This is a genomic window from Bounagaea algeriensis (assembly GCF_054491375.1).
Genome location: NZ_CM137102.1, coordinates 1,344,043 through 1,363,705, shown reverse-complemented (window position 1 = coordinate 1,363,705; position 19,663 = coordinate 1,344,043). Strand labels below are relative to the sequence as shown.

The 19,663-nt window shown below is 73.1% G+C and carries 19 protein-coding genes and 1 other RNA gene; 4 read left to right on the top strand and 16 right to left on the bottom strand.

The window, feature by feature from the left end; translation table 11 throughout:
- Positions 1-73: 73 nt before the first annotated feature.
- The gene (locus ACVGV2_RS06270) at positions 74-1,069 is read right to left on the bottom strand and encodes a glutathione S-transferase family protein (protein WP_459165097.1); all 996 of its coding nucleotides are present in this window, start codon (positions 1,067-1,069) and stop codon (positions 74-76) included.
- 190 nt (positions 1,070-1,259) lie between these two features.
- Between ACVGV2_RS06270 and ACVGV2_RS06265 the strand changes: the two genes are divergently transcribed.
- On the top strand, positions 1,260-2,006 hold the full coding sequence (locus ACVGV2_RS06265) for an SDR family oxidoreductase (protein WP_459165096.1): 747 nt from the start codon (positions 1,260-1,262) through the stop codon (positions 2,004-2,006).
- Positions 2,007-2,032: 26 nt separating this feature from the next.
- On the opposite strand, the gene npdG is transcribed toward ACVGV2_RS06265, so the two are convergent.
- From npdG to cobC, 15 genes are all read right to left on the bottom strand, one after another.
- On the bottom strand, positions 2,033-2,698 hold the full coding sequence (npdG, locus tag ACVGV2_RS06260) for an NADPH-dependent F420 reductase (protein ID WP_459165095.1): 666 nt from the start codon (positions 2,696-2,698) through the stop codon (positions 2,033-2,035).
- A gap of 121 nt (positions 2,699-2,819) precedes the next feature.
- Positions 2,820-4,307 carry an RNB domain-containing ribonuclease gene (locus ACVGV2_RS06255; protein ID WP_459165094.1) on the bottom strand — a complete coding sequence of 496 codons (1,488 nt, stop codon included), beginning with the start codon at positions 4,305-4,307 and terminating at the stop codon, positions 2,820-2,822.
- A 6-nt stretch (positions 4,308-4,313) separates the two neighbouring features.
- Positions 4,314-4,499 (bottom strand): hypothetical protein, encoded by a 186-nt coding sequence (locus tag ACVGV2_RS06250; protein ID WP_459165093.1) that lies wholly within the window; start codon positions 4,497-4,499, stop codon positions 4,314-4,316.
- 73 nt (positions 4,500-4,572) lie between these two features.
- Entirely contained in the window at positions 4,573-5,022 is a 450-nt protein-coding gene (locus ACVGV2_RS06245) for a hypothetical protein (RefSeq protein WP_459165092.1), read from the bottom strand.
- 60 nt (positions 5,023-5,082) lie between these two features.
- Positions 5,083-6,108 (bottom strand): C40 family peptidase, encoded by a 1,026-nt coding sequence (locus ACVGV2_RS06240; RefSeq protein ID WP_459165091.1) that lies wholly within the window; start codon positions 6,106-6,108, stop codon positions 5,083-5,085.
- 1 nt (position 6,109) lies between these two features.
- On the bottom strand, positions 6,110-6,694 hold the full coding sequence (locus tag ACVGV2_RS06235) for a hypothetical protein (RefSeq protein WP_459165090.1): 585 nt from the start codon (positions 6,692-6,694) through the stop codon (positions 6,110-6,112).
- Positions 6,694-8,622, bottom strand: coding sequence for a hypothetical protein (locus ACVGV2_RS06230; RefSeq protein ID WP_459165089.1), 1,929 nt, complete (start codon positions 8,620-8,622; stop codon positions 6,694-6,696). Before ACVGV2_RS06230 ends, ACVGV2_RS06235 begins: the two co-directional genes overlap by 1 nt.
- A complete protein-coding gene (locus ACVGV2_RS06225; protein WP_459165088.1) occupies positions 8,622-11,603 on the bottom strand; it encodes an ATP-binding protein in 2,982 nt (993 codons plus the stop codon). Before ACVGV2_RS06225 ends, ACVGV2_RS06230 begins: the two co-directional genes overlap by 1 nt.
- Positions 11,581-12,201 carry a hypothetical protein gene (locus tag ACVGV2_RS06220; protein WP_459165087.1) on the bottom strand — a complete coding sequence of 207 codons (621 nt, stop codon included), beginning with the start codon at positions 12,199-12,201 and terminating at the stop codon, positions 11,581-11,583. The genes ACVGV2_RS06225 and ACVGV2_RS06220 overlap by 23 nt, the downstream gene beginning before the upstream one ends.
- A 6-nt stretch (positions 12,202-12,207) precedes the next feature.
- Complete coding sequence (locus ACVGV2_RS06215; protein ID WP_459165086.1) at positions 12,208-12,492, bottom strand: hypothetical protein; 285 nt, start codon at positions 12,490-12,492, stop codon at positions 12,208-12,210.
- 438 nt (positions 12,493-12,930) lie between these two features.
- An RNA gene (rnpB, locus tag ACVGV2_RS06210) (RNase P RNA component class A) lies at positions 12,931-13,329 on the bottom strand.
- 40 nt (positions 13,330-13,369) lie between these two features.
- Positions 13,370-14,536 (bottom strand): bifunctional RNase H/acid phosphatase, encoded by a 1,167-nt coding sequence (locus tag ACVGV2_RS06205; RefSeq protein ID WP_459165085.1) that lies wholly within the window; start codon positions 14,534-14,536, stop codon positions 13,370-13,372.
- Entirely contained in the window at positions 14,536-15,264 is a 729-nt protein-coding gene (locus ACVGV2_RS06200) for a zinc ribbon domain-containing protein (RefSeq protein ID WP_459165084.1), read from the bottom strand. Before ACVGV2_RS06200 ends, ACVGV2_RS06205 begins: the two co-directional genes overlap by 1 nt.
- Positions 15,261-16,130 carry a Nif3-like dinuclear metal center hexameric protein gene (locus ACVGV2_RS06195; protein ID WP_459165083.1) on the bottom strand — a complete coding sequence of 290 codons (870 nt, stop codon included), beginning with the start codon at positions 16,128-16,130 and terminating at the stop codon, positions 15,261-15,263. Before ACVGV2_RS06195 ends, ACVGV2_RS06200 begins: the two co-directional genes overlap by 4 nt.
- Before the next feature lie 11 nt (positions 16,131-16,141).
- Positions 16,142-17,188, bottom strand: a complete 1,047-nt coding sequence (cobC, locus tag ACVGV2_RS06190; protein WP_459165082.1) for an Rv2231c family pyridoxal phosphate-dependent protein CobC — start codon at positions 17,186-17,188, stop codon at positions 16,142-16,144.
- An 87-nt stretch (positions 17,189-17,275) separates the two neighbouring features.
- Here cobC and ACVGV2_RS06185 point away from each other — a divergent pair, with 87 nt between their 5' ends.
- The 3 genes from ACVGV2_RS06185 to ACVGV2_RS06175 are packed head-to-tail and all read left to right on the top strand — an operon-like array spanning position 17,276 to position 19,655.
- Positions 17,276-17,740 carry a low molecular weight protein-tyrosine-phosphatase gene (locus ACVGV2_RS06185; protein ID WP_459165081.1) on the top strand — a complete coding sequence of 155 codons (465 nt, stop codon included), beginning with the start codon at positions 17,276-17,278 and terminating at the stop codon, positions 17,738-17,740.
- Positions 17,741-17,770: 30 nt separating this feature from the next.
- Positions 17,771-18,634, top strand: coding sequence for a fructosamine kinase family protein (locus ACVGV2_RS06180; RefSeq protein ID WP_459165080.1), 864 nt, complete (start codon positions 17,771-17,773; stop codon positions 18,632-18,634).
- Positions 18,635-18,683: 49 nt separating this feature from the next.
- On the top strand, positions 18,684-19,655 hold the full coding sequence (locus ACVGV2_RS06175) for an SURF1 family cytochrome oxidase biogenesis protein (RefSeq protein WP_459165079.1): 972 nt from the start codon (positions 18,684-18,686) through the stop codon (positions 19,653-19,655).
- The last annotated feature ends 8 nt before the right edge of the window (positions 19,656-19,663 follow it).

Genomic DNA, 19,663 nt, shown 5'->3' with positions numbered 1-19,663 from the left:
GGCCGGTCCCGACTTCAGAGGCACACCGCTGCGGATGCAGTTCCCGGCTTCTGCAGTTCCCGGCCTTCGGGGCTCAGCCGGCCAGCGGGGTCGCCGGGTCGGGCGGGGTGCCCGCGCCGAACGGCCGACCACCGAGGCGCTCCCGCCCGTGTTCGGCGTCCCACTCGGACTCCTCCGGCCCGAGCGGGACGACGCCGCTCGGGTTCAGGCCCGGGTGGGTGCGGTAGTAGTGCTGCTTGATGTGCGCGAAGTCCACCGTGTCGCCGAAACCGGAGGTCTGGAACAGGTCCCGCGCGTAGTCCCGCAGCACCGGCATCTCGCTGAGCTTGCTGCGGTTGCACTTGAAATGACCGTGGTAGACCGCGTCGAACCGGACGAGCGTGGTGAACAGCCGGATGTCGGCCTCGGTGACCGCGTCCCCGACCAGGTAGCGGCGCTGCCGCAACCGGTCCGCCAACGCGTCCAGGCGGGCGAACAGGCGCTCGTAGGCGCGTTCGTACGCGCGTTGCGAGGTGGCGAACCCGCACCGGTACACGCCGTTGTTGACGTCGGTGTACACCGCGTCGTTGACGGCGTCGATCTCCGCGCGCAGCGCCGGCGGGTACAGCTCCGGCGCGCCCGGTCGGTGGTGCGCGCGCCACTCGGTGCTCAGATCCAGCGTCAGCTGCGGGAAGTCGTTGGTGACGACCTGCCCCGAGTGCAGGTCCACCACGGCCGGCACCGTCACGCGCCCGGCGTAGGCCGGGTCGGTGGCCAGGTACGCCTCGGACAGGAACGCCAGCCCGGTCGCGGGATCGCGACCCTCCGGGTCGAGGGTGAAGCGCCAGCCGCGCTCGTCCCGCAGCGGGTCGACGATGCCCAGCGACAGCACCGGCTCCAACCCGAGCAGGCGACGCACGATGAGCGAGCGGTGCGCCCACGGGCAGGCCAGGCTCACCACGAGGTGGTAGCGCCCGGGCTGCACCGGCCATCCGGAGGAACCGTCGGCGGTGATGCGGGCGGTGAACCGGTTGCCCTGACGCACCCACTCCCCGCCGGCGGAGGTATCAGCAGCGGACCGTGCCGTCATACCGCGAGCCTACGGTCCGTTCCACGAGCGGTGCAGCCGCTTGTTCTGGCGCTTGTTCTGGCGCTTGTTCTGGCCGGCCTCGCTGCGCAAACCACATTTGAAACACTTCCCAGAACCGCCGCGGCTGCGCAGACCACCGGATGCGGCGGCCGCACCGGCCCGGCCGCGGCCCGGTTTAGGGTCTGTGCCCATGGATCTCGAACTTGCCGGACGCTGCTACATCGTGACCGGGGCGAGCAAAGGTCTCGGCTTCGCCACGACCCAGTGCCTGGTGCGGGAAGGCGCCACCGTCGTCGTCTCCTCCTCGTCGCAGGAGAACACCGACGACGCCGCCGCCCGGCTCGGCGACCGCGCGACGGGTGTGGCCGCCGACCTCACGGCGGCCGACGCACCGCAGAAGCTGATCGACGCGGCCCGCGACCGCTTCGGCCGGCTCGACGGGCTGTTCGTCAGCCACGGCGGCCCACCACCGGGCATGCCGACCGCGATGGACGACGGCGCGCTGCGCGCGGGATTGGAGATCGCCGCGATCGCGCCCATCCGCACCGCCCGCGCGGTGGCGACCGAGCTCGGCGAAGGCGGCGCGATCGTCGTGCTGACCTCCACCTCCGGAGCGGAACCGCTGACGGGACTGGCCAGCTCCAACGTGGCCCGGCCCGCCACGCAGGGCTTCGTCAAGGACCTCGCCGACGAGGTGGGCCCGCGCGGGGTGCGGGTGAACGCGGTGCTGCCCGGCCGTTTCGACACCGAGCGGGCCCGCTCGCTGGCCGAGCACAACCCCCGGTCGCAGACCGAAGCGGAGCAGGCCACGCCGCTGCGCCGGTCCGGGTCCCCCGAGGAGCTCGGCGACGTCGCCGCGTTCCTGCTCTCGCCGAAGGCGGCGTTCGTGACCGGTGCGGCCTGGACCGTCGACGGAGGCCGCCGCGCGACGATGTGACCGGTGACCGATGACCGGTGAGCGGCTCAGACGTCGGTGATGCGCACCCCGGCGTGCGCCTTGTAACGGCGGTTGATCGCGATGATGTTCGCCGTGAACGCCTCCACCTGGTGCGCGTTGCGCAGCCGGCCGCCGTAGATACCGCGCACGCCGGGGATGACGGCGGCGAGCTCGCGGACGACGTCGGTGGCCTCCCGGTCGTCGCCGAGCACGAGCACGTCCAGGTCCACGTGCGGCACGTCGAGGTCCGCCAGCGTCACCGCGGAGACGTGGTGGAACGCGGCGGTGACGCGGGAGTCCGGCAGCAGCTGTTCGGCCTGCTGCGCAGCACTGCCCTCGGCCACCTCGAGCGCGTACGGGCCCCGCTTGTCGAAGCCGAGCGGGTTGACGCAGTCGACGACGATCTTGCCGGCCAGCTGCGGCGCCAACGCGCTGAGCGTGTCCCGGTGCGCCTCCCACGGCAGCGCGGCCACCACGAGATCGGCCTCGGCGGCGCAGCCCGCGTTGTCCCGGCCGGCGACGCTGCCGCCGCTCCGCTCGGCGATGCCCTCGGCGGTTTCGACCGCCCGCTCGGCCTTGCGCGAGCCGATGAGCACCCGCAGTCCCGCCTGCGCCCACCGGGTGGCGAGCCCGTTGCCCTGAGGACCCGTCCCCCCGAGCACCCCGATGGTCATGTCCCGCACGCCAGCCACGCGAACCCCTTTCGATCGGAGGACGACACCGTTACCCAACGATCACCGCTCGGCCGGCGCTGCGCTACCGGCGCGGACCGTGCCGGTCGTCACACGTGCAACTGAGCGCGGGCGGGGCGGTTCAGTTGAGTTCGAAGGCGACGTCGCGCTCCGCGGGATCCGCCGCCGCCAGCCGCACCCGCACGTGCTGGCCCTCGGACAGTCCCGCGCCGGTGCAGCGGGCGATCACCGGCGGGTCGGCGACGAACACCTCGCCCGCCTCGCCGTTCGGTGCGCGCAGCACAGTCGCCGGGAAATCGTCCCCCACGCGGCCGGCCAACGACCAGGCCTGCGCCTGGGCGATGCACGCCCGCTCCACGCGGGTGGCCACGCGGTCCGAACTTCCCATGGCCGAGGGCAGTTCGCCGAGCGCGTCCCGCACCCACGAGGGAACGGACCTGCCGTCGAGCACGGCCAGGCACACTTCCGCGCTGTAGCGGTCGACGAGGCGCCGCAGCGGCGCTGTCACGTGCGCGTAGGCCGCGCCGATACCCGCGTGCGTGGCCTTGCGCGGCACCTGCGCGTGGAACGCGGTGTAGCCGGCGCCGCGCAGCAGCCGCGTGGCGGCCACGTGCACGGCCAGCGCCGCGGGTCGCGCGGTGTCCAGCTCGGCCAGCGCGGTCGCCACCGGCACGTGCTCGGGCCAGTCGACGCCGAGTTCCGCGGCCGAGCGGCGCAACGCGGCGACCGCGTCCTCGTCGGGCTCCGGAACGGTCCGCAGCACCCCCACCTCGGCCGAGAGCATGAGTTCGGCCGCGCACATGCCGGTGAGCAGGGAAATTTCCGCGTTCCACTCCTCGACGTCGGTGCGCGGCCGCAGCATCGGACGCCACCCGCCCGCGCCGTCCGGTTCCACCTGCTGCTCCGGCAGCCCGAGCTCGATGGCGCCGCGCAGCATCGCCTGCCGCCGCCGCAACCGCCCCACCTCGGGCAGCAGCGCCACCGAGGGGTGCGGGCGACCGGCCCGCAGGTCGTGCTGCACACCCCGGTAGTCCAGCAGTGCGGTGGAGCGCACCAGCGCGCGCCGCGCGTCGAAGTCCTCGACCGCGCCGTCCTCGGCCAGGTCGATGCGCCACAGCACGGCGGGGCGCACGCGGTTCGGCAGCAGGCTGCCCGCGTCCTCGGACAGCACCCGCGGATGCAGCGGGATGTTGCCGTCGGGCAGGTACAGCGTCTGCCCGCGGCGGCGGGTCTCCCGGTCGAGCGCACCACCGGGACGCACGAACGCGGCCACGTCGGCGATGGCGTAGTGCACGCGGAACCCGCCCCGACCGCGGCGTTCGAGCAGCACGGCCTGATCGAGGTCCCGGGCACCGGGCGGGTCCACTGTGACGAGCGGGAGGTCGGTGGCATCGCTTCGGGACACGACGTCCGGGCTGGCGGCGGCGGCCCGCTCGGCCTCGGCCAGCGCCGCGGCGGGGAACTCCCCGTGCAGCCCGAGTTCGCCGCGCACCGCCGAGAAATCCAGCGGTGCGCGGGCGCGCGGCGGCACGTACTCCGCCGCGAAGCGCACACCTGGCGTGTCAGCAGCGAGTTCGGCCCCGCCGAAAGGTCCCCGCGCCGCTGCCACGGGAGCTCACTCCTCCTCGTTCCAGCGCTCGTCGGCCTCGTCAGCGGCTCGCGTCCGTTCCCCGGCTATCTCCAACGCGCGCGCGGCCGTGTCCGGATCGGGGTACGGGCCGAGCCTGTCGGATGCGCGACAACCCGCCTTCGGCTCCACCTGTTCGTGCCGAAGGCAGTAGTACCAGCGCCCACGCGGCATGGCGCCAGCCTCGCATGCGTCGGCACACATGTCACGCTTCAGTGTGCGAATCGCTCGGACGCGTGCACGCGCATCACCAGGCGGGCGGCGCGGCGGCCGGCGTGGGACCCTCCTCGTCCGGCCGGGCCACCGGGTCCAGGCAGGAGACGAGCACCCGGTGGGTCTCCGGGGCCTCGATGCGTTCGCCGTTGCTCATCCGGTACTCGAACTCGCCGTCGTCGGCGACCTCCACGGTGCATCCGATCTCCGCGAGCTGGTCGTCGTCGAGGTCGGCGACGCGCTCGTAGCGGGACGGCACCACCCGGTACGTCGGCCACGGCACGTGCCCGTACGCCTGGTGGAACTCGGCGAGCAGGTTGCGCATCTGCTGCTGCCACGGCAGGGGCATGGACTCCACCAGCGAGCGGGGCAGCACGGCGTAATCGGCGTCGACGCCCTGCTCGGCCGCGGCCAGGTAGTCCCCGAGCGGTGTGCTCGAAGCGCGCGGGCCGCTGGGTCGTTGGATCGGATCCGGCGTGAACATGATCGACCTCTCCGGGACGTGCGGCTCAGGCGCGGATGATCGAGGCGCCCCTCGTCATTCTCACCCGCTCTCACCCGCCGGGGGCAATCCCGCTTCCTGCTGCGGGGCGTCCGACGCGGGACGCACGGCGTGCGGCAGCAGCTCACCGCCGTCCCACAGCTGCGTGCGTTCGACGTCCTCCCCCGGCTGCGGGGCGTGCAGCACCTCGTCGTCACCGAGGTACAGCGCCACGTGATGGATTCCGTGCGGAGCCCGTCCCTTTCCCCAGAACACGAGGTCACCGGGTTTCGCCTCGGACAGCGGCACCCGCTCGCCGCCGTCGAAGTACTGCGACTGCGAGTACTTCGGGATGGTCACCCCGGCCGCGTGCCAGGCCTGCTGGGTCAGCCCGGAGCAGTCGAACTCGTCGGGGCCGGCCGCCCCCCACTCGTACGGCTTGCCGAGCTGGTCCTCGGCGTAGCTGATGACCTGCTGGACCATCGCGCCGGAATCGGGCAGGTCCTCGCAGCCGCTGACGCCCTGCACCTCGCCCTCCACGTTGACCAGGTGCGCGGCCAGCGGCTCCCACTCGTGGTAGCGCATCGGAAACGCCGAGCGCTCCACCCGCTGGGCCGCCGTGCCCGGACGCATCTCCTCCCAGCCGGGGACCTCCTGCAGCACGTCGTAGAACTTGTTGATCTGATATTCGACGTCGGTGACCTGCTGCACCGTCCCCCACCCCATGGAGGGGCGCATCTGGAAGATCCCCAGCGAGTCGCGGTCACCGTAGGTCAGGTTCGCCAGGTCGGACTCGGTCTTGCCGGCCTGGATGGCGATCTGCCAGGCCCGCGGCGGGAGGTTGCGCTGCTTGCCGATCTCGATGATCCGCTTGGCGATGCCGCGCGAGTCGCGGTCCAGCGCGGCCGCCTGCTGCTCGCCGTTCTCGGCGCCGCTGCCCCACGGCCCCAGGGAGCTGCTGCAGCTGGACCACCGGGCCTCTCCGCGACCGCCGCCGAGCCCGCCGGCGAACAGCGCGGTCAGCGCACCGACTCCGACGAGGCCGCCGAACCCGACGGCGAGCACCAGAACCACGGCGAGTTTCCGCATCTCAGCCTTCCCCGGTGTAGTTGGCCACGCGCCAGCCCTCCTGCGTGCGCACCGCGGTCACGCGCAGAGCGCCCGCGTCCGTGGGCAGGCGCACGACCATCGAGCTGCGGGTCGACTCCACCGGTTTCGGCGCACCCGTGATCGCCTCGCCCGCGTTGGCCGGATTCACCGACTCCATGACCGTGACGAACTCGTCGGTGGTGTACGGGCGCAACCCGTCGAGCCACTGCTGCTGGTCCCCGCCGCGGTAGTCCACCCAGCGCTCGCCCCACGCGCGCACGGCGTCCACACCCGCCGGGTCAGCCGGGGCGGGCCGCGGGGGTCCGGTCGGCACGGACAGGCTCGGCGGGGACTTCGACGCGAGGTCCTCCTCCGACGTGGGCGCGGGCGCCTGCGCCTGGCGCTGCGCGGAGCGCTGGGCGGTCGAGCTCGGCCCGGGCGGCGGGTCCGGCAGCAGGAAGCCGACGACCGTGCCCACCACGGCGACCACGAGCACCGCGACAGCCAAGTGCCGGGGCGAGCGCAGCGGCCAGCCCCACAACCTGCGGTACACGGCCGCACGGCCCCGGTGCGTGCGGATCGGCATCACGCGCCTCCTCGAGAGCGGTGGTCGGTGCCGTCGGCGACCTCCAAGCCCCGGGACGGCCGGTAGACGACGTTGACCGGGCGTCCCGCGACGACTTCGCGGTCGGCACTGGTGCGGTCGGGGCCGGTGCGGTCGGAACTGCCGGGTTCACGCGCCGGGGCGGGACGGACGCCGCGCGACTCGCCGTCCACGCGCGACGGGACCAGTACGGGATCATCGTCGATGTTGTCCCACTGCGCATCCGCCACCGGGACGGTGTCGACGATCCGACTGGTCGAACCTGCCTCCGGCAGCGCTCCCGCACCGGGACGCCGCCCGCCGGCGGCGCTCGCCCCGCCGGCATCGTCCGCCGTCCCCGACCGGTCCTGGTCCAACCGCACCGCGGTGGCCGTCACCGACGGGTGCGAGGCCTCGGGCCGGCCCGTGCGGTTGTCGCCGGCCGCGGCCGTGGACGCGCCGTCGCCGCGCAGCTGGTCCCAGAAGTCGCCGCCCTCCTCGGAACCGCCCCCGTCGGCTCGGCCCCTGTCAGCTCGCCCGCGAAAGCGGGAGAACAGGCTGGGCGGCACCCGCGGCACGGCGCTGCTCATCCCGCCGACGGACAGCTCCACCATCTGGCCCATCCGGCGCACGGGCTTGCACACCATGAGGAACACGAGCGTGACCAGCCCGGCGAGCATGATCTGCGTCAGCGCCGAAAAACTGCGCGCCGGCTGGAAAATCCACGTCAGGATCAACGTGTGCAGCCCGGCCATCGCGGAGATGAGCACGACGTTGAGCACGGCCGCGCCCGCGATCTTGCCGATGCCGCGCAGCACCTGGTGGTACACGATCGACACGAGTCCGAGCAGCGGCCCGGCCAGGATGAGCACGCGCAGCAGCACCTGCGCGAGCAGGATCGCCGCCTTCGCCAGCAGCTGGAACACCGCGTAGGCGAAACTCTGCAGCATCGCCAGGGTTCCGGCCCCCACCCGGCTGCCGTCGATGCCCTGGATGTAGCTGCGCGCGCTGCCGGAACGGTCCACGACCTGCTCGAACTGCTGCTTCTTCGACTCCGGCGAACCGGAGTCCTCCCCGGCCGCGGCCTCCTGCTTGGTCCAGGTCTGCGCGCGCAGCAGATCGCGGCCGAGTTCCTGCGCCTGCGGCGAATCCGGCGAACCGAACTCGCCGCGCAGCCAGTTGGTGTAGATCACCTGGTCGTGCAGCAGCGTCGGCAGCGCGTGCGTCTGGTCCACCCCGACCTCGCGGAGGAACCCGGCCTGCACCGAGGAAGTTCCGGTGACCACCACGTCATCGAGCACGTGCGTGTACACCAGCGGCGTCAGGTACGTCGCCGAGGCGAACCACAGCGCGGCCAGCCCCCACATGGTGCGCCGGCCGATCGTGGCCAGGTCGCCCTGCCAGATGTAGCGGAACAGCACCACGGCCAGCACCACGGCGACCAGGCCGAACCACGGGGAGAACACGCTGTCGTACAGCGCGACGGTGCCGGTCGCGATGAGCTCGTCGAGCGGGTCGAGCAGCTCCCCGTCCAGCAGTGCGTAGTGCAGCCCGTTGGTGGCGCCGACGATGTTCTTGGCGATGTTGAACAGCTCGTTGCCCAGCCACGTGTCGACCACCGCGTGCGGGCTCGTCACGCCCTGCGGCCCGCACCCCAGGTCGTAGGTGTGCCAGACGAGCCCGGCGTAGCCGACCTCGTCGTAGGTGCTGCCCGGCTCGCCGGTGCCGATCGGCGCGGGGTCGAGCGCGCCGACCATGCCCGACCCCGGGCGTTCCGGGTTCGGCGGTTCGGAGCAGTCCAGGCCCTGCGCCGCAGCCGGCACCGCGAACAGCAGCAACCCGCTGACCACGGCCACGAGCACGGCCAGCGCACCGCGCGGCCGCCGGCCGGCGCGGTGCTCGTGCGCGCGCTGCGTCCGAGTCCGCCGCATCACCGCGTCTCGTCCCCACCCGGCTCGCCGCCCGTCCGGCGGGTCGGGCGGTCACCGCTGCCGTTGCCGTTGCCGTCTTCCTGGGAAGGTCGCCACGGCGGCTCGGCGCCGGTGTCCCGCGCGGTCCCGTCCCCGCCGACGCCGACGGTTTCCAGCTCGAGCTCGTCGAAGGAGTCGAAGTCCGCGGCCTCCTCCTCCGGATCCGGTGCGAGTCCGACCTCGGAGGTGTCGGCACCGGTGTCGGCGAGGTCGGAATTGGCCCCGTTGGCACGGGCGGGCGTGTGCCGCTCCTGCGGCGCGTCATCGGCGGCCGGGGTGGTGTCCAGCGCATCGCGCATGTGCTCCAGGTGCTCACCGGAGAAGTCGATGCGGATCTTCTCCACACCACCCGCGCCGTCACCGAAGATGAACTGCCGCGGCGAGCGGTCCCGTTCGGTGCTGTTGCGCGCCGGCCCGGGACGCCGCCCCAGCGCCGAAACGACCTGCTCGTAGCCGGCGTCGACCGGCACCTTCAACAGCCGCAGCGCGTCGGACTGCGCCTGCTCGTCGTCGAGGCGTCCGATGAACACCGAGTCCAGCAGCGCTGCGAAACCCTGGATGCGCAGGAAGTCCGCGGGGATCTGGCTGGACAGCAGCACCCGGACGTTCCACTTGCGCGAGTCGCGGGCGAAGCGGTTCATCAGCACCCGGCCGGTGGGCACTTCGGACAGGAAGAACGCCTCGTCGATCCACACGCCCTTGCGCTCGTTCTTCGGGCGTTCGTAGAGGGTGCGCTGGGTCAGCCACGCGGCGAGGTTGAGCAGCTGCACGCCGAGCGCTTCGGCGTCGGTCCACTGGTCGCGGCCGGTGCCGTCCTTGGGCAGGGTCAGCCCGGCCATGGTGAGCACGGTGAGCCGGTCGTCGCGCCCCTCCGAGTACGGGTCCGCGTCCGATTCCGGGATGAGCAGCGACATCCGCTCGCGCATCTCGTCGAGGAAGTCGGCCACGACGACCGCGTGCTCGTGGTGCTCACTGGCATCGCGCCGCAGCGCTTCGAACACCATGCCGGGGTGGGCGTCCGCGTGCCCGCCCACCGCGCGCACGGCGCGCAGCAGCACGATCCGCGTCTGCGGCAGGCGCGCGACCTCGTACGGCAGCAGTCCGGTGAGCACGTCCAGCACCAGCCGGCGCCGGGTCGCCGCCGCCAGCGCCCGTTCGCGCCGCCAACTGCGCTCCGGGTCCTCCTCGTCGACGAAGTGCTCCAACTCCGGTTCGGCCACCACCCGGTACGGGTTGAGGATGCCGGGCTGGGCGTTGAGCAGGTGGATCGGCCGGGCGTAGGGGCGCAGTTCGGGCAGCGTGCACAGCTCGGCCAGCGGCCCCGACGGGTCCAGCAGCGTCCAGTGCGCCCCCGCCCGCAGCGTCTTGTACACCAGGCCGCCGCCCAAAAAGCTTTTTCCCCCGCCCAAACCGGCCACCATGGCCGTCAGGCCGGAAGCATCGCGGATCTCCTGGGACATCCACGGATCCCAGGCCACGGGGCGCCGGGTGGCGGTGCACGTCTCGCCGAGCAGGACACCGCGCCGGTCGCCGACCTCGGCGGTGGCCTGCGGAACGGCCGATGCGGCCCACACGACCGAACCGCGCCGCAGGTAGGCACCGTTGGCCAGCGGCTCGCCCGGCACGAACTCCCGGGCCATCGAGTACTGCGCCTCCGGGTGCTCGATGGCGATCTTCGGCTTGTACAGGTCGAGCAGCTGCTGGGCCAGGCGCAGCGCGTCCCGCTCGGTCGGGCCGGACACGGCCATGCGCCACCACGACTTCACCCGCGTGGCCAACGCGGTGAAGCCGGAGGTCATCTCGTCGTCGATCTCGAGCACCCGGCTGGCCTGGCGGGCCAGCGACGTGGGCGGTTCCAGCCCGTGCTCCTCGGTGTAGTGCCGCACCTGGGAGCGGACCTTGTTCATCTGCCGCTGCAGTTCGCCGGAGACGTCCTCGGGGCGGCGCACGTAGATCCGCGCGGACCACTCGACCGGGGCGGACAGCCGGTCGGAGTGCTGCATCCACGGGTCGTCGATCTCCGGGATCTGCAGCCCGTGCGACTGACCGAGGGTGAGCACGGCGACGTTGCGGGACACCCCCGCGTTGGAGCCGGTCCGGCCGCGCACGGTCACGGTCGGCGCGTACGGCTCCTGGTGCATGTCGGAGGCGTCGGTGAACGACGCGAGGTCCTCCGGTTCCCACGGAGCGCCGGGCACGGCCGGCAGGTTCCGCGGCGCGGGCAGCCCGAGCGAGCACGACCGGTGCATCAACCAGGAGATCTCCTCCGCGGTGACCGGCCGCCCGTCGAGGCCGGCCGAGCCGATGACCTGGTCGAGGTGTTCGATCTCGCTGTCGAGCGCGACGAGCTCGGCGTCCACGGCCTCGGGGAAGACCTTGCGCACCAGCGGGGCCGCGCGTTCCACCGCGCGGTCGACGACGTTGCGGGTCTGTACCTGCACGCCGAGGTAGACCTCTTTCTCGGCCATCGACCGGCCCATGAGCTGCTGCTGCTCACCGACCATGTAGTCGTCGAAGGACAGCGCGCCGGACACGTCCGGCAGCGCGTTGCGCGCGTTGTGCACGTGCGCCTCGGCCCACATCCGGATCGGGTACGGCCGGGTGGTCACGCGCAGGTGCATCCACCGCCCCTGCAACTCGGCGTACTGCCCCGCGATCGCGGCGATGAGGTCCTGGCGCTGCCCGTCGGAGCGGAACGACCACCGTTGCGGCGACAACCGGTACCAGGCGAAGACGTCCTGGTTGGTGCGCAGGATGTGCCCGTCGATGGAGCGCGCGGCGATCGAGGGCGTGTAGGTCGGGACGGATTGCTCGCCCCCACCGCCCCCGCCGCCGCGGCGGCGCTTGCTCTTGGGCTTGCGGACGGACGGACCACGCTGCGACCCCGGGGCCTGCCCGGCGGCCTGTTGCGCGGTGCGCTCACGGTCTCGCCGACCGAACACCGCGGACCTCCTTGCTACGCGCACGGCTGCTGCTGGTGGCGTTCCGGGTGCGCGACGAGGCGGGCTGCCGCCGGCCGCGCTGCGCGCGCTCGGTCTGCTGCGCCCGCTGGGTGCTGCGCTGGGTGCTCTGCGTGCGCCGGTCGCCCTGCGCACGTTGGGCGCGCTGGGCACTTTGGGCACGTTGGGCGCGCTGGGCACGAGCAGCGCGGGAACGCCTCCGCGAGGACTGTTTGGGCTGGGGGCGATGCGAGTTCACCCGGATGCGTGCAGCACTGGCCGCTCCTCCCTGTCCCGACGTCTTCTCCCCGGGGGCGGTGAGTTCGCGCAGCCACATCGCCATGACCGCGCCGAGCGGCCGCTCGTGGCTGATCCGCGAGCAGATCACCCGCGTGAGCAGGATGGTGATGACCACGGCCCACGCGGTGGAGAAGAACCCGAATCCGATGTTCATCCGCCGCTCGATGCCGAGCACCAGCAGGAACACGACGATGCCCACCCCCCAGGCCACGTAGCGGGCCCGCCAGGGGAACGTGGCCTTCGGTGGACCGAGCCAGACGGCGTCGACGCGGTAGACCTCGTCGTCGGTGCGCACCCGCACTGCCGATCACCCGCCCGTGCTGAACAACCCGGCGATGAACGTGCCGATGTCCACCCCGGCGCCGGTGACCGCCAGTCCGATGATCGCCAGTGCGACGAAGACACCACCGACACGCCGCATGACGCCCGCGTTGTCGCCCTTGCCGCCACCGAGCCACAGCAGCAGCAGCGCCACGGCCAGCAGCAACAACGGCAGCAGGTTGTCCAGGATCCAGTCGCGCAGCCCGAACGTGTCGAGCTGCGTCTGCTGGGCGACTATGTCCAGTTGTGTGGCCAGCGACATGGCGGTCATCGGTTACCCCTGCGTGCGCACGAAGTCATCGGAGCTCCTCCACCTGCCGGAGGAGATCCGGCAGCGCCACGAGTAGAACATGACATCGTGCTTGGAAGTAGTGGTCTGCAGGCCCGGATGTCGGGTGATCCTGGTGATCTCGGCACTGATCCAAGAGTAGCGTTCGCCACGGCACCGCCCCCAGCGGGGCGCGGGGCCGTGTGACCCGATCTGCCGTGGGCGTTCGGGGGTTTTTCGCCCGAAACGACGCATCAGTTCCGGAACCTCGCGCGCCGCGCGCCGTTCAGGAACCGTCCGCGCGGCCGCCGCTGCGGCATTCGTGCGAGACCAACGCCATTCCGCCGCTGTTCCGCCGGCGCCCGACATGCGGGCGCGCGCCGACAGGCCGACCGGGTCGGCGGAGGGGAAGCGGGTCGGCGGAGGGAAGAACGCGGGAGCGGGATGAGTCGGCCTGTAAGCCGGATTCTGTGCCCGATCCGCGCGGCGCGCGGGCCGGGCGGTGACCATCCATCTCGGCCTGCCGTTGCCGACAGGCTCCAGCGGCCTACCCGCGGACATCGGGCGGGCAGCCCTCGAGCGTCCGCGCAGGTGCCGGCGGCACCCTCTTGGCCTTGCTCCGGGTGGGGTTTACCGAGCCACCCCGGTCACCCGGGGTGCTGGTGGTCTCTTACACCACCGTTTCACCCTTACCCGGTCCGAAGACCGGGCGGTCTGCTTTCTGTGGCACTTTCCCGCGGGTCGCCCCGGGTCGCTGTTAGCGACCACCCCGCCCTGCGGAGTCCGGACTTTCCTCGACGGGTCCGCTGCGCGGCCCGACGCGGCCACCCGGCCAACTCATCCCGTTCGTCCAGTGTAGCCCGCACCTGGCGGGCGACGGTCACGCCCAGTGCGAGATGTCGTTGACCAACCGGACCGACGCGTTGCCGTCCGGGTAGTGTTCCGCCACCGACAGCGAGGCCAGGTCCAGGTGCAGCCGGTAGAACACGCCGGGTCCGACGTTCAGCGCGCGCCGCAGCACGGCCTTGATCGGCGTGACGTGGCTGACCACGACGACCGTGCGGCCCGCGTACCGCTGCAGCAGCTCGTCGCAGGCGGCCGAGACGCGCTCCGCGACGCGCTCCAGGCTCTCCCCACCGGGAGGTGCCACGGTCGGATCGCCGAGCCACCGTCCGTGCAGCTCGGGGTAGCGTTCACTCGTCTCGGCGAAGGTGAGGCCTTCCCACTCGCCGAAGTCGGTCTCCACCAGCCCGTCGTGGAACTCGCAGGCCCCGCCGGTCGCGGCGGCCACCTCGACGGCCGTCTGCCGCGTGCGCACCAGCGGCGAGGCCACCACCGGTGCAGGCCCCGCGTCCGCCGCGGCCACCCCGGTCATCTTCGCCAACCGCTCGCCCGCGGCCGCCGCTTGGCTCAGCCCCAGCTCCGTCAGTTCGACTTCCCCGCGGCCGGAGTAGCGCTTGTCCACCGACATGGACGTCTGCCCGTGGCGCAGCAGCAGCAGCCGGGTCGGCGCGCCGACGGCCCCGAGCCAGTCGCCCGCCCGCTGCTCCGGGGCGGGCCGCGGCGCCACCCCGGAAGCGGGCGCGGTGGTGGCCGGCGCGGCTGCGACCTCCGGTTCCGCCTGCTCCCGCTCGGTGCTGTCCGCGCCGTCCATGGCGGCGTTGGCCAACCGGTCGGCGTGCTTGTTCTGCTCCCGCGGTACCCAGACGAACTCCGGCGCCGGCAGTTCGGCGGCGAGCTGCTTGGCCTGGGCCGCCAGCGGCTGCAGGTTCCCGTGCTTGACCCGCCAGTTCCCCACCATCTGCTCGACGACGAGCTTGGAGTCCATGCGCACGGTCACGGCCGCGGGATCGCAGCCGCGGGCCGCGCGCAGACCTTCGATGAGGCCCTGGTACTCGGCCACGTTGTTCGTGGCGACGCCGAGCTGTTCCGCTCGTTCGGCGAGCACCTCACCGGTGTCGGCGTCGCGCACCACGGCCCCGCACCCGGCCAGTCCCGGGTTGCCGCGCGAACCGCCGTCGGCTTCGACGATCAGCCGCCGCCCCATCAGTCCCCCTTGGTCCGCACCAGGATGGCGCCGCAGTCCTCGTGGCGGACCACGTCGTCGGCAGCGGCTTCGCGCACCTCGGACAGCGCCGCGCGGTCGAGCTCCAGCCGGCAGGCACCGCAGCGGCTGCCTTCCAGCGGGCCCGCACCGGCACCGCGCTGGCCGCGGATCCGCTCGTAGAGGCCCAGCAGCTGCTCGGGCACCTGCTGGGCCACCGACTCGCGCTCCGCGGTGCTCCTGGCCTCCGCACTGTCCAAATCGGCCACCTCTGCGTCGCGGCGCCGCTGGGCTTCTGCCAGGCGTTCCTCGGCTTCGCGCACCGCTTCGTCCGCTTTGGACACGTTGGTCTCCAGCGCCTCGCGGCGCTCCATCACCTCGAGCAGCTCGTCCTCGAGCACGCCCTGCCGCCGCGCGAGCGACTGCAGTTCGCTCTCCAGGTCCTCGGCCTGCTTGGCCGACGTGCTCGACTCCAGGACCTGGCGGTCCCGGCTCTCCCGGGAGCGGACCTGCTCGACCTCCTCCTCCAGCCGCTTGGCCTCGCGGTCGATGTCGCCGTACGAGGTCTGCGCCACGACGAGGTCGTCGCGCTTGGCGCGGAGATCCCCTTCGGCCGCACCGATCTCCTCGAGTTCGGGCAGCGTTCGGCGCCGGTGGTTGATCCGGTTGAGTTCGGCGTCCAGCCGGGCGAGGTCGAGCAGCCGGCGCTGAACGGCGGGATCGGCTTTCAAGCGGACGTCCTTCCTGTACTCGCTGTATCGGCGGCGACCGCACCGGCGTGCACCGTCCACGGATCGGTGCGGCGAGCGGAGACCTGGACCTCGACACTATCGGCCAGGGCCGCGCGCAGGTCGTCGGCGGCCCGGCCGCACCACGGCCACTCGCTGGCCCAGTGGGCCACGTCCACCAGGGCGGGCACCTCGGTGCTCGGAACCTCGGCCTGCGCCAGGTGCTCGGCGGCGGGGTGGTGCCGCAGGTCCGCGGTGACGTACGCGTCCACACCCGCGCGGTGGGCCGTGGCCAGGTGCGCGTCGCCGGAGCCGCCGCAGACGGCCACGGTGCTGATGACGCGCTCGGGATCACCGCCCCCGCGCACGCCCCACGCGGTCGCGGGCAGGCGCTCGGCGACCCGCTCGACGAACGCGGCGAACGGTTCCGGTTCGGACAGCCCGCCGATGCGGCCGAGCCCCGTCGTCGAGTCGTCGGCGTGCGGCGCCAGCGGCGCGCTCGGCGCGATCCCGAGCGCCTCGGCCAGCGCGTCGGACACGCCGCCCCGCGCCGTGTCGGCGTTGGTGTGCGCGCAGTACAGCCCGACGCCCTGGCGGATCAGCCGGTGGACGAGTCGCCCCTTGTGGTCGTCGGCCGGCACGCCGTGCACCCCGCGCAGCAGCAACGGGTGGTGCGCCACGAGCAGGTCGGCACCGGAGTCGACCGCTTCGGCCACCGTGGTCTCGACCGGGTCCACGCAGAACAGCACGCGCCGCACCGGCGCTTCGGGATCGCCGCACACCAGGCCCACGGCGTCCCAGTCCTCCGCCAGGCGCGGCGGGTAGGCGGTCTCCAGCGCCCCCACCACGTCCCGCATCCGTACCGCCATCCGATGTCCTTTCACCGCCCGAGGATCTCCCGCAGCGCGGAGGTCAACGACGCGTTGTCCGCCGCGCCGCGCACCGCGACCCGGAAGTGGTCCTCGTCCAGGCCGGGGAACGTGTCGGCGCGCCGCACGGCGATGCCGCGTTCAGCCAGCGCCGCCCGCACCTTGGCACCATTCTCCGCCCGCACCAGCAGGAACGACGAGGTGGCCGGCTGCACCACGCGGACCCCGGCGATGTCGGCGAGCTCTGCCCGCAGCTGTTCGCGCGCACCGGCGATCTCCCGGGCCGCCCCGGCGGCCTCGGCGACCGCCCCGTCGGTGCAGCAGGCCTGCACCGCCTCGAGCACGAGCGTGCTGACCGGCCAATGTGGACGGGCGGTGTGCATGCGGGCGAGCACCTCCGGCGAACCCAGCGCGTAGCCGGCGCGCAGCCCGGGCAGGCCCCACATCTTGGTGAGGCTGCGCAGCACGAGCAGGCCGCCGTCCGCGCAGCCGGCCACCGACTCCGGTTCGCCCGGCACGGTGTCGGCGAACGCCTCGTCGACCACCACGATCCGCCCCGGTCGCAGCAGGCGGCGGATCTCCTCCGCGGGGTGCAGCACCGAGGTGGGGTTGGTGGGGTTGCCGACGACGACGAGATCGGCCTCGTCGGGTACCTGCTCGGCACGCAGTCGGTAGCCCTCGGCGGCGTCCAGCGTCACGCGGGTGACCGGCACGCCCGCCGTCCGCAGCGCCACCTCGGGTTCGGTGAACGAGGGGTGGATCACCGCTGCCAACCGCGGCCGCAGCGCCGCCAGCAGGGTGAAGCCCTCGGCGGCACCGGCCAGCACGAGCGCCTCGTCGGGGTGCCGGCCGTGCCGGTGCGCCGCGGCCTCGCGCGCCGCGCGGTCCGCGGCGGCCGAGGGGTACTCGCCGAGCCGGCCGATCGCCGCGGCCAGGCGGGCGCGCAGCCACTCGGGCGGTTGCGGCACGCGCACGTTCACCGCGAAGTCGACGAGTCCCGCCGCGGCGTCGACGTCGCCGTGGTGCCGCAACAGGTCCAAGTCGTCTTCGCTGGTCATCCACGGCAGTCTAACGGCAGCGCGCGGACCCCACTCCGCCGGCGCCGCCGCGGGCACCGCGCGGGCGGCTGCGTATCCTCGGGCGCCGTGCAGGTCTCATTCATCTGTTCGGGCAACATCTGTCGCTCCCCGATGGCCGCCATCGTGTTCCGCCGCCACCTGCAGGACGCGGGCCTGGACGGGTTCGTCGAGGTGACCAGCGCGGGCGTCGGTCCGTGGCACGAGGGCGAACCGGCCGATCCGCGCACGGAGGAGGTGCTCAGCGAGCACGGCTACCCGGTCGAGCACACGGCCGCGCAGATGGACCGGCGGCACCTGTCGGCGGACCTGCTGCTGGCCATGGACCACGGTCACCTGCGCGCGCTGCGGCGCGCCGTCGACGATCCCTCCAGGGTGCGCCTGCTGCGCTCGTTCGACCCGGACGCCGAGGCGGACGCGGAGATCCCCGACCCCTACTACAGTGGCCCGCGCGGTTTCGACGACGTGCTGGAGATGGTCCGGGCGGCCGTGCCGGGCCTGCTCGAGTGGGTGCGCGCCCGCCTGGCCGGCTGAGCGGCCGCTCCGCGGCGCGGGAGGGAAAGCATGCGGTCCGACGAAGCCATCGCCGAACTCACCGGAGTGCCCGTCCGCTCGGCGCGCCCGATCGGGGGCGGGGACACGGCTGCCGCCTTCACCGCCGAACTCGACGACGGGCGCAGCGTCTTCACCAAGCACGTGCCGCAGTCGATGCCGAACGCCGCCGCGGCCGAGGCCGCCTCGCTGCGCTGGCTGGCCGAACCGGACGCGGTGCCGGTTCCCGAGGTGCTCGGCTCGAACGAGGAGTGGCTCGTGCTCGAGCACGTGCCGTCCGCCTCCGCCTCCCCCGAAGCCGCCGAAGAGCTCGGCCGCGGACTCGCCCGCCTGCACGCCGCCGGGGCTCCGGCGCACGGGGCGCCGCCCGCGGGCGGTCCCGCGGACGCGTGGATCGGACTGGCGCCGATGCGCAACGAGCCGTGCGTCGACTGGCCCACCTTCTACGCCCAGTTCCGCATCGAGCCGTACCTGCGGCGCGCCGTGGACACGGGCGCGCTCAGCCGTTCCGACGGCGAGACGGTCGAGGAGGTGTGCGCGCGGCTGCCGGAACTGGCCGGCCCGGCAGAACCGCCGGCACGGCTGCACGGCGACCTGTGGAGCGGCAACGTGCACTGGTCGCGGCAGGCCTGGCTCATCGACCCGGCCGCGCACGGCGGGCACCGCGAGACGGACCTGGCGATGCTGCACCTGTTCGGTTGCCCACACCTGGAGCGGATCATCGCCGGCTACGAGCAGGTGAGCCCGCTCGCCGACGGCTGGCGCGACCGCATCGGACTGCACCAGCTGTTCCCGTTGCTGGTGCACACGGTGCTGTTCGGCGCCGGGTTCGGCCGGCAGGCCGCGGCCGCCGCGCGGTCGGCGCTGCACGCCTGAACAACGCCCCTTCGCCCGAGCCGCCGGGCCCGCGCCGTACCTTGGGGACGTGCGCCTGAAGTTTCTGCTGCGACCGGGTTGGCTCGGCACGATCGCGCTGGTCGTGGTGTTCGCAACGCTGTGCTTCACGGTTCTCGCCCCTTGGCAGTTCGGCCGCAACGACGAGCGGCAGCAGCGCAACGACGCGATCTCCGAGTCGTTCCACTCCCCGCCGCGACCGCTGCACGACGTCCTCGCCCCCGGGGAGAGGCCGAGCGTGCACACCGAGTGGCGGCAGGTCACCGCCTCCGGCCGGTACCTGCCGGAGGCGGAACGCCTCGCCTGGCAGCGCACCGTGCAGGGCGAGCCGGCGTTCGAGGTGCTCACCCCGTTCCGCACCGATGACGGCAGGGTGCTGCTGATCAACCGCGGCTTCGTGCGCCCGGTCAACGGCACGCACGCACCGGACTACGCCGCTCCCCCGCGGGGCGAGGTCTCGCTGACCGCGCGGGTCCGCGCCAACGAGCACGACAGCGAGAACCGGTCCGCTTTCGAGCACGACGGGCACCGCTGGGTGTACGCGATCAACTCCGGCACGGTGGCCGAGGACACCGGACTGCCGCTGCAGCCGGGCCACTTCACCCTCGCCGAGGGGCAGCCGGGCGTGCTGTCGCCGCTGCCGCTGCCGCGCCTGGAGTCCGGTCCGTTCTTCTCCTACGCGCTGCAGTGGATCGCCTTCGGCGTCATGGCGGTCATCGCGGTCGGCTACCTCGTCTACACCGAGTCGCGCGCCGGTCCGACCGGGGCGTTCGGTTCCAGCGCGCGCGGTGGCGAGCGGAGCGGCTCGGGCGCGGGCGGTTCCCGCGGCGGCACTTCCGGCGCGCGCGGTGCGCCGGCCCCCGGCGCGAGCGGCAGCAACCGCCGGCGCAGCAAGAAGCGCGCCGTGGCGCAGGCCATCGCCGAGGAGGAGCGGGCCGAAGCCGAGAGCGCCGAAGCCGAGCGCGGTGGCGGAGGGGCGAGCGCCGACCGCGCCGAGCGGTGACGGAAGTC

Coding starts and splice junctions, on each gene's coding strand:
- ACVGV2_RS06270 (WP_459165097.1), bottom strand. CDS start 1,069: ATGACGGCACGGTCCGCTGCTGATACCTCCGCCGGCGGGGAGTGGGTG.
- ACVGV2_RS06265 (WP_459165096.1), top strand. CDS start 1,260: ATGGATCTCGAACTTGCCGGACGCTGCTACATCGTGACCGGGGCGAGC.
- ACVGV2_RS06250 (WP_459165093.1), bottom strand. CDS start 4,499: ATGCCGCGTGGGCGCTGGTACTACTGCCTTCGGCACGAACAGGTGGAG.
- ACVGV2_RS06245 (WP_459165092.1), bottom strand. CDS start 5,022: ATGTTCACGCCGGATCCGATCCAACGACCCAGCGGCCCGCGCGCTTCG.
- ACVGV2_RS06240 (WP_459165091.1), bottom strand. CDS start 6,108: ATGCGGAAACTCGCCGTGGTTCTGGTGCTCGCCGTCGGGTTCGGCGGC.
- ACVGV2_RS06235 (WP_459165090.1), bottom strand. CDS start 6,694: ATGCCGATCCGCACGCACCGGGGCCGTGCGGCCGTGTACCGCAGGTTG.
- ACVGV2_RS06230 (WP_459165089.1), bottom strand. CDS start 8,622: ATGCGGCGGACTCGGACGCAGCGCGCGCACGAGCACCGCGCCGGCCGG.
- ACVGV2_RS06215 (WP_459165086.1), bottom strand. CDS start 12,492: ATGACCGCCATGTCGCTGGCCACACAACTGGACATAGTCGCCCAGCAG.
- ACVGV2_RS06205 (WP_459165085.1), bottom strand. CDS start 14,536: ATGGGGCGGCGGCTGATCGTCGAAGCCGACGGCGGTTCGCGCGGCAAC.
- ACVGV2_RS06195 (WP_459165083.1), bottom strand. CDS start 16,130: ATGGCGGTACGGATGCGGGACGTGGTGGGGGCGCTGGAGACCGCCTAC.
- cobC (WP_459165082.1), bottom strand. CDS start 17,188: ATGACCAGCGAAGACGACTTGGACCTGTTGCGGCACCACGGCGACGTC.
- ACVGV2_RS06180 (WP_459165080.1), top strand. CDS start 17,771: ATGCGGTCCGACGAAGCCATCGCCGAACTCACCGGAGTGCCCGTCCGC.